Genomic DNA, 12419 nt, shown 5'->3' on the forward strand with positions numbered 1-12419 from the left:
ACATTTTGTAAAATGAAAAAATTATTTGCTCTTGCTGCCTTTTTATTTTTGAGTCTTTTAAATGCTCAGGATAAAAAAGAACTTACGTTTAAAGAATCTCCTTTAATCTTAAAAATTAATATCGATCAGATTTTTGGTACGCTGACCACTCCGGATCTTACAACAAAATATCCAGTGGCATTAATCATTTCGGGTTCAGGTCCAACAGATCGAAACGGAAATAATCCGATGATGAAAAACAATTCGCTAAAAATGCTGGCAGAAGCTCTGGCAAAAAACGGAATTGCATCAGTACGATACGATAAAAGAGGAATTGGCGAAAGCAAAGCTTCAGCAGTTACAGAACAAACTTTGGTATTCGAAAATTATACTGAGGATGCCAAAAGCTGGATTAACTTACTAAAACAAGACAGACGTTTTTCTCAAGTAATTGTTATAGGTCATAGCGAAGGTTCACTAATAGGAATGATTGCCGGAGCAAAAGCAAACAAATTTATTTCTATTGCCGGTCCTGGAGAATCTGCTGATAAATTGATTAAGTCGCAAATTGCTTCTAAAGCAAACAAACAATTAGAAGAAATGACTTTCCCGATTATTGATAGTTTAAAAAGCGGGCATTATGCACAAAAAGTTGACCCAATGCTGAATTCACTTTTTAGACCAAGTATTCAGCCCTATTTAATTTCCTGGTTTAAATATAATCCTCAAGCAGAGATTAAAGCTTTGAAAATTCCGATTTTAATTATACAAGGAAACAAAGATTTGCAGGTAACTGTAAAAGATGCCGAACTATTATCGCAGGCCAATACAAATGCTGAACTATTGATTGTTGACAAAATGAACCATATCATGAAAACTATCGAAGGTGATAATAAGGCCAATATGGAAAGCTACAATAATGAGAGCTTGCCTATTTCAGAAATCATGACCTCCAAGATTATTTCTTTTATTAAAAAATAATCAAAATCATAAAATGACAAAAAATCCGTTTGAATCTATATTCAGACGGATTTTTATTTTTTAATAAATAATTAAGTATATTCCTATATTTTACAAAAACTTTATTATGAACTCATCCAAAAAAAACTATTTTTGCAAGGAGTCAATTATCAATTATAACTCTCAAATCTATTTATATGTTAAAGAAAATTTTAAAAATTACAGCCATCGTTCTCGTGGTGATTGTAGCCGCATTATTTGCCATCCCGTATTTCTTTAAAGATCAAATAAAAGCTAAAATTGCTGATGCCATCAACGAAAGTGTTGATGCCAAAGTAAGTTTTGCCGATGCTGATTTAAGTTTATTCAGGAATTTCCCCAATGCAACTGTTGGGATCGAAAAACTGGTAATCATCAATAAAGCTCCTTTTGAAGGTGATACATTGGTTTCGTTAGGCCAATTAAATTTAAAAATGAGCATCAAAGAACTTTTTAAAGGAAAAGACGAACCTTTAAGCATTCAGGGAATAAGTTCTACCAATGGATTGATCAATATTATTTTTAATAAAGATGGTGTTGGTAACTTTGATATTGCCCTAAAAGATAAAAAGGAAACCAAAACAGATGAAGCAGGCAAACCGCTTTCTTTAAAAATTCAGAATTATAAAATCGAGAATTTCACTTTTAGATATATCGATCAGGGTTCTAAAATAAAAATGGTCATTGACAGCTTAAACCATGAAGGAACCGGAGATTTTACCAATTCAAAATTAGATTTAACTACAAAATCTACAGCAAAAGTATCTTTGGATATGGATAAAATCAATTACATGAAAAATGTAAAACTGACTCTTGACGCTGTTTTAGGGATTGACTTAGAAAAAAGTAAATATACTTTTAAAGAAAATAAAGCTTTAATCAACCAGTTGCCATTAGAATTTGACGGGTTTATACAAATGGTAGATACAGGTCAGATTTATGATTTAAAGTTTAAAACGCCAACCTCATCATTCACCAATTTCCTCGGATTGATTCCGTCTGCTTATGCTTCTAGTTTAGATGGCGTGAAAACTACGGGAGACTTTACTGTTGCTGGTTTTGCAAAAGGAGAATTAACAGACAAAACTGTTCCTAAATTTAATATTGCCATTGCATCAAACAATGCTTCTTTTCAATATCCTAACTTACCAAAATCAGTTCAGAACATTGTAATCGATACAAAAATTATCAATGAAACGGGGATCCTGAATGATACTTATGTAAATTTAGACAAACTATCTTTTAGAATCGATCAGGATGTTTTTAATGCTAAAGCAAATATCAAAAACATAACTGTGAATCCGTTTGTAGATGCAGCTTTAAAAGGAACCATCAATTTGGCTAATGTTTCGAAAGCCTATCCAATTAAAATGGACAAACCTCTTGCGGGTATTTTAAAAGCCGATGTAACAACACAATTTGATATGGCCTCTGTAGAAAAAAGCCAGTATCAAAACATAAAAAATGCCGGAACGATGAGTTTGTCAGGATTTAAATATACTGACGAAAACAACAAATCGATGAATATCAGTACGGCTTTGGTTGAGTTTAACCCAAGTACTATTAACCTGAAAAAATTTGATGCTACAACCGGAAAAAGTGATTTAAGCATTAATGGAGTTCTGGAGAATTTTTATGGTTTTATGTTTAAGAAACAAGAACTTAGAGGAAACTTCAATATGAGTTCAAACCAATTGGCAGTGGATGATTTTATGACTGCCGGAGAACCTGCTAAAACAGGAACTGCAAGTGGAAAAGAAGGAGAAACCAAATCAACCGCAGCAAAACCTGCTGAAGCAATGAAGATTCCTGCTTTTTTAAATTGTACCATAAATGCAAAAGCAAACACGGTTTTGTATGACAATTTAAAACTAACCGCTGTTTCAGGAAAATTGATTGTGAAGGATGAAAAAGCAACTTTAGAAAACTTTAAAACCTCTATTTTTGGAGGAACAATTGGTCTTACAGGAACTGTTTCTACAAAAGCAAAAGTGCCTACTTTTGATATGAATTTAGGATTTAATCAGGTAGATATTGCGCAAACTTTTACGCAATTAGACATGATGAAAAAGATCGCTCCAATTGCAGGAATCATTAACGGAAAACTGAATTCGACTATTAAACTAAACGGAAATCTTGATGCTAATGAATTAACTCCGGATCTAAAATCGATTTCAGGAGATTTAATCGGCCAATTGCTTTCGACAACTGTAAATGCTAAAAATTCAACGGTATTGAATGCCCTGACTTCAAATGTCAAATTTCTTGATATGAGCAAGGTGAATTTAAATGATATTAAAGCGGCTTTAACTTTCGAAAACGGAAAAGTAAACGTAAAACCTTTTGATATTAAATATCAAGATATTAAAGTAACTGTTGGCGGAACTCACGGTTTTGACCAAACGATGAACTATAACTTAAAGTTAGATGTACCGGCTAAATATTTAGGAACTGAGGCCAACGCTTTTATTGCTAAAATGTCTCCGGCGGATGCTGCAAAACTGCAAAACATTCCGATAAATGCCTTGATTACAGGTAATTTTTCTAACCCGAAGGTTTCTACAGATATGAAAACTGCTGTTACGAGTTTAACCACTCAACTGGTAAACCAGCAAAAAGAAAAACTGACTCAAAAAGGTACTTCGGCTCTTACTGATTTAATCAATAAGAATACAAAAGCAAAAGATACTACACAGGCTGCAAAAACAGAAAAAGAGCAGAAAACGCAAGAAGCTACGAAAAAAGCGAGCGACTTAATAAATGGTTTATTCAAGAAAAAATAAACAAAAAATTTACACAAAAAAAGAGGCATCCATTACAAGGGATGCCTCTTTTTTTATTTTATCTTTTTATTAAATTGCTTTTGAATAATTGTTTAGTTTTCCGTTGTTCAAAATTGAATTTATGATTTTTAGATAATCTTTTTTAGTATATAATTTGACATCTATTCCGATACTTGAATTGTCGTAAGGTTCGTATTTTTTGATCTTCGAAACAGAAAACAATCCTATTGTTGGAGTTTGTACGGCACTTGCCAAATGCATAATACCGCTATCGGCTCCAATAAATAAATCGGCATTGGCAATTACAGAACCTATCTCGCGAATATCCTTGCTATAAAATGTAGGTGCTTTGAAAGCAATTTGCGAAACATTTTCTACAGGCAGGATTTCTATAATATTATAATTTTTGTATTCTTCTTTAAGCTGTGTATAAAATCTTCCCCACCACTCTTCTGATAAACATTTATCGCCTGTTGCATAAGTAAATATGCAAATGGTTCTTTTATCATTATGAAACAAGTCATTTAAAATTCTCTTGCCTTCGGTAATTTCAGAAGCTGTCAATTTAAGATCTAAAGGCGCTATTATTTTATTGCTTTTTGGAAATCTGAGTTTGGTCAGGTAATTTCGAAAATTATAAACGGGATATTTGGCAATATGGTCGTAATCATTTTTTACCAATTGGGTTTCTTCATCTGCATCACCAAAAAATTTATACTTGGCATTTGAAAACTGAACTGCTAAACGACCTGAAGAAGAGTTTTGATCGACATTGATAGCAATATCATAATTTTGTTTTTTGATTGAAATCCAGACATTCAGGTATTTCAATAAACTTTTGAAAGGCTTTCTAGGCAAATCGATTATTTTATCAATATTATCGTAATTTTCGAAAATGATTGGAGCTAACGTTCCCTTAACAAACAAATCGACTTTACAATTTGGAAATATTTCGGTGACTTCCTGAACGAGAGGCGTAATCAATAATAAGTTTCCTAATCTTCCGTTTGGTCTGCAGATCAGGATTCTTTTTATATCATTTTTATCCACTAAAATGATATCTTCTTGTGATCTTGCTTTTCCAATATTCTTAGTAAGATTGCGCATTAAGCCGCGTCTAAAAACATTTATTTTATTGAGAATGGCCATCTTATAAATAATTTAAGCATTATTAAATCTTCATTTAAATTTTAAAAAAAACAGAGTGTTTGCACTAGTTTAAAACTAGTCTCTTTTATTTTTTAAAATTAAATTCTTTCAATAAGCAATTATTACAAAATTGTAAGTAAATGTATCAACATTCACATATTCAGCTACTTGAAAGTAATTTAAAATTACAAAAACTATTTTGTAAGCAAATAAATACTAGACGGTTAACCAATAAAATCCGATGAGTAACCTATAAACCTATACGGTTATGGTAACAACATAACCTTCTGAACTGCGAACATTAAAAACAGTTCCGTTTTCAAAAATTAAGTACTGGCCTTTAATTCCTATTAATTTCCCCTGAAAGGATGGGGTTTTATCCAAATTTAAACTGACCACTTTTGCAGGATAATTTAAAACCGGATAATGCAGTTCATATAAATCATTTTTTTGGGAATAAAAATACTCCTTGGCCTCATCAGGAATTAAGCTTTCCACCTTAACTTTTTCAGCGAGAAGGTCAAAAGTTCCGCTGGTATTTTGAAGCATCTTTCTCCAATTGGTTTTATCGGTATAATGATCTTTTAAAGCTACCTCGGTAATTCCGGCTAAATAGCGATTAGGAACCTCGACAATTGCAATTGCCTGCGTTGCACCCTGATCGATCCAACGGGTTGGAACCTGGGTTTTGCGTGTTACACCCACTTTTACTTCGCTCGCCAAAGCCAGGTAAACGACATGAGGCTGTAATTGTACTTTTTGCTCATAATCAAGATCACGATCTGCGATTCCTAAATGAGCAGTACTTAATTCCGGTCTCATAATCCAGTCGCCCACTGCAGGACTGGAGTAAAAGCAATCGTAGCAAAATCCCTGACGGAATATTTTTTTCTTTTTATGACAATTCAGACATTCGTAACCTGCAAAATTAATCTCAATCTCTTTATCTAAAAGTTGATTCATATTAAGAAAACTATCTTCGAAAACCAAATAATATTGAATTGGGCTGCCTAGTTCAGTTTGCATTTTTGTAAGTACTCCTTGATATGTCATAAGAATTTTAGATTGTAGATTTCAGATATTAGATTTACTCTGGATTGTGAACTTTTATTTGTTAAAATTCCAATTGTCACTTGGAATCTTTACTTTTATAGAACTGTTTTTTACAAAAAAACACTATTTTTGATACAACGGCAAAGTTAGTATTTGTCGATCGATATTCAAATTTTATATTTTTAGATTTTCGTGTCAAGAGAAATCTAAAATCTAAAATCAGCAATCTAAAAATTAACTCATGCCCTTATCAATAATCAATTCGTTTGCCTCTTGGGTCCTAAAACAAAGGATACATCAAATAGAACTTTTTCTAAAATATCCCAACGAAGTTCAGGAAGAACTCTTGCACAATTTATTGACGGCCTCTGAGAATACAGTTATAGGAAAAAAATATGATTTTGAATCGATTACATCCTATGCCACTTTTGCTGAAAGGGTTCCTATTGCTACATATGAAGAACTTCAGCCTTTAATAGAACGTACGCGTCAGGGCGAGCAGGGTGTTTTTTGGGAAACTCCTATAAAATGGTTTGCCAAATCTAGCGGAACTACAAATGCGAAAAGTAAATTTATTCCGGTTAGTAACGAAGCACTTGAGGATTGCCATTATAAAGGAAGTAAGGATTTACTTTGTTTGTATTTGAACAACAACGAAGACTCGGAATTGTTTTTAGGAAAAAGTCTTCGTCTGGGCGGAAGTTCTCAGATCTATGAAAACAACAATACTTTCTTTGGAGATTTATCAGCTATTTTGATTGAGAATATGCCTATCTGGGCTGAATTTAGCAGTACGCCAAGCAGTAAAACTTCGTTGATGAGTGAATGGGAAGCTAAGATTGCGGCCATCATAAACGAAACCAAAAACGAAAACGTGACCAGCTTTGCAGGAGTTCCTTCCTGGATGTTGGTTTTAATGAATAAGGTTTTAGAAAATACAGGTAAACAAAGCTTACTAGAACTTTGGCCTAATCTGGAAGTTTACTTTCACGGAGGTGTGAGTTTTTCTCCTTATAAAGAACAATACAAGAAAATATTACCTAGTAAAGATTTTAAATACTACGAAATATACAATGCTTCTGAAGGTTTCTTTGCCATTCAGGACTTAAACAATTCAAGCGATTTGTTGCTGATGCTGGATTATGGCATTTTCTACGAATTTATATCAATGGATACTTTTGGAACTCCGGATCAAAAAGTAATTCGTTTGGCCGATGTTGAACTGAACAAAAACTACGCGATTGTTATTACAACCAATTCCGGTTTATGGCGTTATTTAATTGGAGATACGGTTCGTTTTACATCCTTAAACCCATACAGAATTCGGGTTACGGGAAGAACCAAACATCATATTAATGTTTTTGGCGAAGAATTAATGGTCGAAAATACCGATCAGGCGATTGCCAAAGCCTGCCAAATTACCCAAACCGAAGTTATCGATTATACCGTTGCTCCTATTTTTATGCAGGACAAAGAAAAAGGCGCACATGAATGGATGATCGAGTTCAAGAAAAAACCATCTGATGTTGGTCTTTTCCAGAAAGTGCTGGATGAAACTTTACAGACTTTAAACTCTGATTACGAAGCCAAACGCCACAACAATATGACATTGAATCCTTTGGTGATTAATGTAGCTCGCGAAAACTTATTTTATGATTGGCTAAAGGAACGTGACAAACTAGGCGGTCAGCATAAAATTCCGAGACTTTCGAATCAAAGGGATTATTTGGAGCAGTTGAAGGAGATGTAGATGAATTCTATCAATAGACACATACTTACAGAACCTCAACTTGAAGCCGAAATTTACTACCTAACCGAACAAGAAGGCGGCCGTAAAACTGCCGTGAGCAGTGGTTATCGTGGTCAATTTTATTATAATGGAAAAAACTGGGATGCTCCACAGCAATTCATAGACAAAGAAATTTGTAATCCAGGCGAAAAAGTAAAAGTTTATTTGCAAACATTAAGTACAGACTTTCATGTAGGACATTTTTTTATTGGACAGGACTTTGAAATCAAAGAAGGAGCAAGAACTGTTGCTAAAGGAAAAATTACTTCGATAATTAGAACCGATTTCAATTACTGGGATGGCTCGACCTTTCTAAAATCTATTGATAAAAATATAAAACCCTATTCTGATATTAATGATCTTCTTGGATTTCGAATTGACTTTGAACATTGGCTGACCGAGACAGGATTAATTAAAAATGTTGAATTTGACATGACAGGTAATCCAGAATGCATGATGTTGGTGAAGTGTAAGCTTATAGACAAAAATCTGCAGCCAAGAGAAGTTGCATGTAGAATAATTGAATGTTGGAAAACTGAATCAGCAACTTCAAATCATCTTTATAAAGTTGAAATGAATACACAATCTTCTAGTAAGACAAATCAATTACAAGTTGAAAAGTTCGTTTTGACTTTTGCAACTTGGCATTCCATTTTTTTAACCGGACAAATTATTGTACGACAATAAACAGAATTACTTCGCTCCCAAGTACAATCAATTTTAAATCATTTACTTTGCGGGTACGAGCGAGACGCTCGCACTAGCATAATGGATAAACTTATAAAAACTCAAGTTCCATTAATACATGAATTGCTATGTTGCATAAGGGATAGAAGTGGAAATCCTTTTGTGTCCGCCGCGGCGGACACAAAAGATTGGAACGGATAGACCGACCCGGAGGGACAGGGACATGCCCATAAAAAAACCTAAGCTTTTTATTGAAAACTAAGGTTTGTTTTTATTGTAAAATGATCTGCTGCGAGTCATTGCGAGGAACTAAGCAACCACACTTAGCAGTACATTATTTGCTCGTGTTAGCAAGATTGCTTAGCTCCTCGAAAAGACAAAATTAACCTCACTCGTTTTTTATTACATCATATCGATATACCTGTCGTGATATCCTAATAAGTACAAAACTCCATCAAGACCTAAACTTGATATTGAGGTTGATGCACTTTCTTTTACTTTTGGTTTTGCGTGAAAAGCAATTCCTAAGCCGGCTAAGTTTAGCATTGGCAAATCGTTGGCTCCATCTCCTACTGCTATGGTTTGGTTGATGTGGATTCCTTCTTTTTCGGCAATGGCTTTTAGGTATTCGGCTTTCTTTTGACCGTCTACGATTTCGCCTAAATATTTACCAGTTAGTTTACCGTCTTTGATCTCTAATTGGTTGGCGTGAACGTAATCGATACCCAATTCTTTTTGCAGGTATTCTCCAAAATAGGTGAATCCTCCCGATAGAATTGCAGTTTTGTATCCGTAGTATTTCAGGGCTTTCATCAAACGATGTGCTCCTTTTGTAATGGGTAAATTGATGGCAACATTTTGCAAAACATCTTCGCTCAAACCTTCCAGCAGCGCCATACGCTGTTTGAAACTTTCGTTGAAATCTATTTCGCCATTCATCGCCGATTCTGTAATAGCGCGAACCTGATCTCCAACACCGTTTAGCTCTGCTAGTTCGTCGATAACTTCGGTTTGGATTAAAGTAGAATCCATATCAAAGCATACCAAACGACGGTTTCGTCTGTAAATATTATCTTCCTGAAACGAAATATCGACATTCAGGGTTCTGGAAATTTCCATGAAACTTGCCGTCATAATGATCTTATTTACAATTTCGCCGGTTACGGATAATTGTATGCAAGAACGCGGATATTCTTCTTTTTCGACAATAGAGGTTCTACCTGTTAATCGAATGATAGAATCGATATTCAGGTTTTGATCTGACATTATTTTGGTTACTGCGGCCAATTGTGAAGCGGCCAGTTTCTCGCCTAAAATATTGATGATATAACGTTGTTTTGATTGTGATTTTACCCAGGTTTCGTAATCTTCTACAGAAATTGGAATAAATTTTACCTTAACTCCCAGTTCATATGCTTTAAACAATAAGTCTTTTAAAACGGGACCGGAAGTTGAACCAGCTTCGATTTCGAACAAGATCCCTAAAGAAAGTGTATCATGAATATCAGCCTGACCAATATCTAAAATATTAGCATCGTAAGTAGCCAATACGGCTGTTAAACCTGCTGTTACTCCTATTTTATCATGTCCTGAGACTTTTAATAAAATAATCTCTTTACCTTCTATTGCCATTTTATCTATTGATTTTAAGAAGCGACAAAAATCGGTAATCTATTGTTGATAAAAAAGAATATTGTTTGTTTTTTTGAAAAGAAAAAGCACATAAGAATGTGCTTTTTGAATTAATTTAACAATTATGTTCCGCTATTAAAATAACGTAACTTTTTAGTTAGAGTAGATGGCTAAAAAGAGAAATTATGCCACTCTATATGTTATTTTTTCCGCCACGAATTTTAAATGCTTAATTTAGGAATTCGTGGCGAATTATTTCTGAATTATTTCATAGGTTCTGATTCATCAAAGTTTACCATCCAGCTTACGCCGAATTTATCTTTGAACATTCCGAAATAAGCTCCCCAGAAAGTTTTATTCATCGGCATATAAATCGTTCCGTTTGCAGAAAGTCCCTTGAAGATTCTATCGGCTTCTGCAGCGCTTTCAACATTTATAGATACTGAAAAGTTTCCTCCAAAAACCACATCGCCGGATTGGTCGTTACTATCGCTTCCCATCAAAATAGTACCTCCAATGGGCAATGAAACATGCATTACTCTATTGGCATCTTTCTCTGATATTTCGGCACAACCGCCGTCTTCACCTGCAGGCATGTCTTTGAATTTTCCGATATACGGAAATTCTCCTCCAAAAACTGATTTATAAAACAGAAATGCCTGCTCGCAATTCCCGTTAAATATTAAATAAGGGTTTACTGATGTTGCCATGATTATTTATTGTTTGTTGTTTTTTTGTTTATTGCAATCTATCCTCTTTATTCTATTCTCTTTCCTCTGATAATTCTTTTACAACCTCTAATCCTTTTGGGAAAACCTCTTTATAATAATCGATGTACTGTTCGACTGTATCAATCTGAGCGACTAAATCGATAAATTCGTCATCCCGAGTTAATCGATAGGTCTCCATTGCCCCGCTCCATTTTTTTGTTTCTTCGGTAATAGGCATCTCTTTAAAGTCTTTTATTTCACCTAAATGTTTAAAAGCCATATATTCATTTGGAATTTTAGTTTCGATAATACTATACATTCCTTCTCCGCTAGGAGACATGAAATGCACTTTATCACCTTGATTCCAATCTGTTATTGTATATGATCCTTCACAAAAAACTCCTGTCCATTTTTTATAGGTTTCCTCGTCCCATAAAACCGCCCAGACTTTTTCGGCCGGAGCTTTGATTCTGATTTTAAATTCTAAAGTTTCCATCATTATGATAATTTACTAAAATCCATAAATAAAACATTCCAACGATGACCGTCTAAATCTGCAAAACCAAAGCCATACATCCAGCCCTGAGTTTCTGCCGGGGGCGAAAAAACAGTTCCGCCGGCCTCTTCGACTTTCTTTGCCAATTCATCTACTTCATCAGTACTTTCTGCATCAATCGAAATCAGAACTTCTGAACTTGATTGCGTATCTGTGAGTTTGTTTTGAGAAAAACCGGTAAATAATGATTCTTCAAAAAGCATCACAACAAAATGCGACTCACCTACCACCATGCATGTTGAGCTGGGTGTATCGTGTTGCTCATTAAAAGAAAAACCTATTTTCCAGAAAAAATCTTTTGCTTTTGCCACATCCTTGACTGGCAAATTCAGCCATATTTGTTTTGTCATAGTTTTTTTATTTTTTTTATTTTAAACCATATAAGTTATATAAGATAATTTAAGTAGAGGTGCCTTTTGCCGCAAAGGCACTAAGGCACAAAGCTTTTTTTGCTGAATTTAAAGACTTTGTCCCTTTGCCACTTTTGAACCTTTTAACCTCAAAAAAAACTAATTTTGCTCTACATAACTTTTAAAATTATCCAGGATTGCATTCCAGCCTCCCTGTTGCATTTCGTCTGAATTTTGAGTTTCAGGGTCAAAGCTTTGGATAATTTCTACTCCGTCCGGAGTTTCAGTAAAAGTAATTTCAACTTTTCTGCCATCTTCCATTACATATTCAATCGCTTTATTTTTTTCGACCAAAGTATATTCACCTCCAAAATCAAAACTCATGCTGCCATCTTTTGCCGCCATGGTCGATTTGAATTTTCCGCCTTCTCTTAAATCATTTTCTGCATAAGGCGTATGCCATTCTGCCGAAGCAAAACTCCAGTTTTTAATATGTTCAGGCTGTGTCCAGAATTCCCAAACTTTATCTATCGATGCATTAATCGTATTTTGTACTGTTATCATTGTGTTTTTCTTAAATTTATACTCAGTTTATATATAAACTTACAAATTTATTAAGCAAATTTAAAATATTACAGAAAGCTTTAACATACATTAAAAGTCAACTTTAGGGTCATTTAAGACAATTTAGCTATTTTTGTATGTTGTCATTTTTCTAAAATACAAATCATT

The 12419-nt window shown here is 34.1% G+C and carries 11 protein-coding genes; 4 read left to right on the plus strand and 7 right to left on the minus strand.

Features of this window, described 5'->3' with window-relative positions:
* The first annotated feature begins 12 nt into the window (after nucleotides 1-12).
* Both GIY83_RS16275 and GIY83_RS16280 read left to right on the plus strand, forming a co-directional pair.
* A complete protein-coding gene (locus GIY83_RS16275) occupies nucleotides 13-960 on the plus strand; it encodes an alpha/beta hydrolase (protein ID WP_208682508.1) in 948 nt (315 codons plus the stop codon).
* Between the two features lie 176 nt (nucleotides 961-1136).
* Entirely contained in the window at nucleotides 1137-3761 is a 2625-nt protein-coding gene (locus GIY83_RS16280; RefSeq protein ID WP_208682510.1) for an AsmA family protein, read from the plus strand.
* 69 nt (nucleotides 3762-3830) lie between these two features.
* On the opposite strand, the gene GIY83_RS16285 is transcribed toward GIY83_RS16280, so the two are convergent.
* Nucleotides 3831-4910, minus strand: coding sequence for a glycosyltransferase family 9 protein (locus GIY83_RS16285; protein ID WP_208682512.1), 1080 nt, complete (start codon nucleotides 4908-4910; stop codon nucleotides 3831-3833).
* 258 nt (nucleotides 4911-5168) lie between these two features.
* A complete protein-coding gene (locus GIY83_RS16290; RefSeq protein WP_208682515.1) occupies nucleotides 5169-5963 on the minus strand; it encodes a DUF2797 domain-containing protein in 795 nt (264 codons plus the stop codon).
* Nucleotides 5964-6204: 241 nt separating this feature from the next.
* On the opposite strand from GIY83_RS16290, the gene GIY83_RS16295 reads away from it, so the two are divergent.
* Nucleotides 6205-7713, plus strand: coding sequence for a GH3 auxin-responsive promoter family protein (locus tag GIY83_RS16295; protein ID WP_208682516.1), 1509 nt, complete (start codon nucleotides 6205-6207; stop codon nucleotides 7711-7713).
* Entirely contained in the window at nucleotides 7714-8439 is a 726-nt protein-coding gene (locus tag GIY83_RS16300; protein WP_208682518.1) for a hypothetical protein, read from the plus strand.
* A 402-nt stretch (nucleotides 8440-8841) separates the two neighbouring features.
* Here the strand turns inward: GIY83_RS16300 and serB are convergent, their stop codons facing one another.
* The 5 genes from serB to GIY83_RS16325 all read right to left on the minus strand — a co-directional run bounded on the left by serB (nucleotide 8842) and on the right by GIY83_RS16325 (nucleotide 12251).
* Nucleotides 8842-10071: a phosphoserine phosphatase SerB gene (gene serB / locus GIY83_RS16305; RefSeq protein ID WP_194618086.1), complete on the minus strand. Its 1230-nt coding sequence runs from the start codon at nucleotides 10069-10071 to the stop codon at nucleotides 8842-8844.
* A 263-nt stretch (nucleotides 10072-10334) separates the two neighbouring features.
* Nucleotides 10335-10781, minus strand: a complete 447-nt coding sequence (locus GIY83_RS16310; RefSeq protein WP_208682521.1) for a VOC family protein — start codon at nucleotides 10779-10781, stop codon at nucleotides 10335-10337.
* Between the two features lie 52 nt (nucleotides 10782-10833).
* Entirely contained in the window at nucleotides 10834-11280 is a 447-nt protein-coding gene (locus tag GIY83_RS16315; protein ID WP_228520538.1) for an SRPBCC domain-containing protein, read from the minus strand.
* Nucleotides 11280-11687 carry a VOC family protein gene (locus tag GIY83_RS16320; protein WP_208682523.1) on the minus strand — a complete coding sequence of 136 codons (408 nt, stop codon included), beginning with the start codon at nucleotides 11685-11687 and terminating at the stop codon, nucleotides 11280-11282. The genes GIY83_RS16315 and GIY83_RS16320 overlap by 1 nt, the downstream gene beginning before the upstream one ends.
* A gap of 159 nt (nucleotides 11688-11846) precedes the next feature.
* The gene (locus tag GIY83_RS16325; RefSeq protein WP_194618083.1) at nucleotides 11847-12251 is read right to left on the minus strand and encodes an SRPBCC family protein; all 405 of its coding nucleotides are present in this window, start codon (nucleotides 12249-12251) and stop codon (nucleotides 11847-11849) included.
* Nucleotides 12252-12419 lie beyond the last annotated feature (168 nt).

The sequence above is a fragment of the Flavobacterium sp. SLB02 genome (assembly GCF_009664855.1).
Classification (GTDB): domain Bacteria; phylum Bacteroidota; class Bacteroidia; order Flavobacteriales; family Flavobacteriaceae; genus Flavobacterium.

What these genes read in the sequence shown, in the direction of transcription:
- GIY83_RS16275 (WP_208682508.1), top strand. Translation starts at nt 13, where the DNA reads ATGAAAAAATTATTTGCTCTTGCTGCCTTTTTATTTTTGAGTCTTTTA.
- GIY83_RS16280 (WP_208682510.1), top strand. Translation starts at nt 1,137, where the DNA reads ATGTTAAAGAAAATTTTAAAAATTACAGCCATCGTTCTCGTGGTGATT.
- GIY83_RS16285 (WP_208682512.1), bottom strand. Translation starts at nt 4,910, where the DNA reads ATGGCCATTCTCAATAAAATAAATGTTTTTAGACGCGGCTTAATGCGC.
- GIY83_RS16290 (WP_208682515.1), bottom strand. Translation starts at nt 5,963, where the DNA reads ATGACATATCAAGGAGTACTTACAAAAATGCAAACTGAACTAGGCAGC.
- GIY83_RS16295 (WP_208682516.1), top strand. Translation starts at nt 6,205, where the DNA reads ATGCCCTTATCAATAATCAATTCGTTTGCCTCTTGGGTCCTAAAACAA.
- GIY83_RS16300 (WP_208682518.1), top strand. Translation starts at nt 7,714, where the DNA reads ATGAATTCTATCAATAGACACATACTTACAGAACCTCAACTTGAAGCC.
- serB (WP_194618086.1), bottom strand. Translation starts at nt 10,071, where the DNA reads ATGGCAATAGAAGGTAAAGAGATTATTTTATTAAAAGTCTCAGGACAT.
- GIY83_RS16310 (WP_208682521.1), bottom strand. Translation starts at nt 10,781, where the DNA reads ATGGCAACATCAGTAAACCCTTATTTAATATTTAACGGGAATTGCGAG.
- GIY83_RS16315 (WP_228520538.1), bottom strand. Translation starts at nt 11,280, where the DNA reads ATGATGGAAACTTTAGAATTTAAAATCAGAATCAAAGCTCCGGCCGAA.
- GIY83_RS16320 (WP_208682523.1), bottom strand. Translation starts at nt 11,687, where the DNA reads ATGACAAAACAAATATGGCTGAATTTGCCAGTCAAGGATGTGGCAAAA.
- GIY83_RS16325 (WP_194618083.1), bottom strand. Translation starts at nt 12,251, where the DNA reads ATGATAACAGTACAAAATACGATTAATGCATCGATAGATAAAGTTTGG.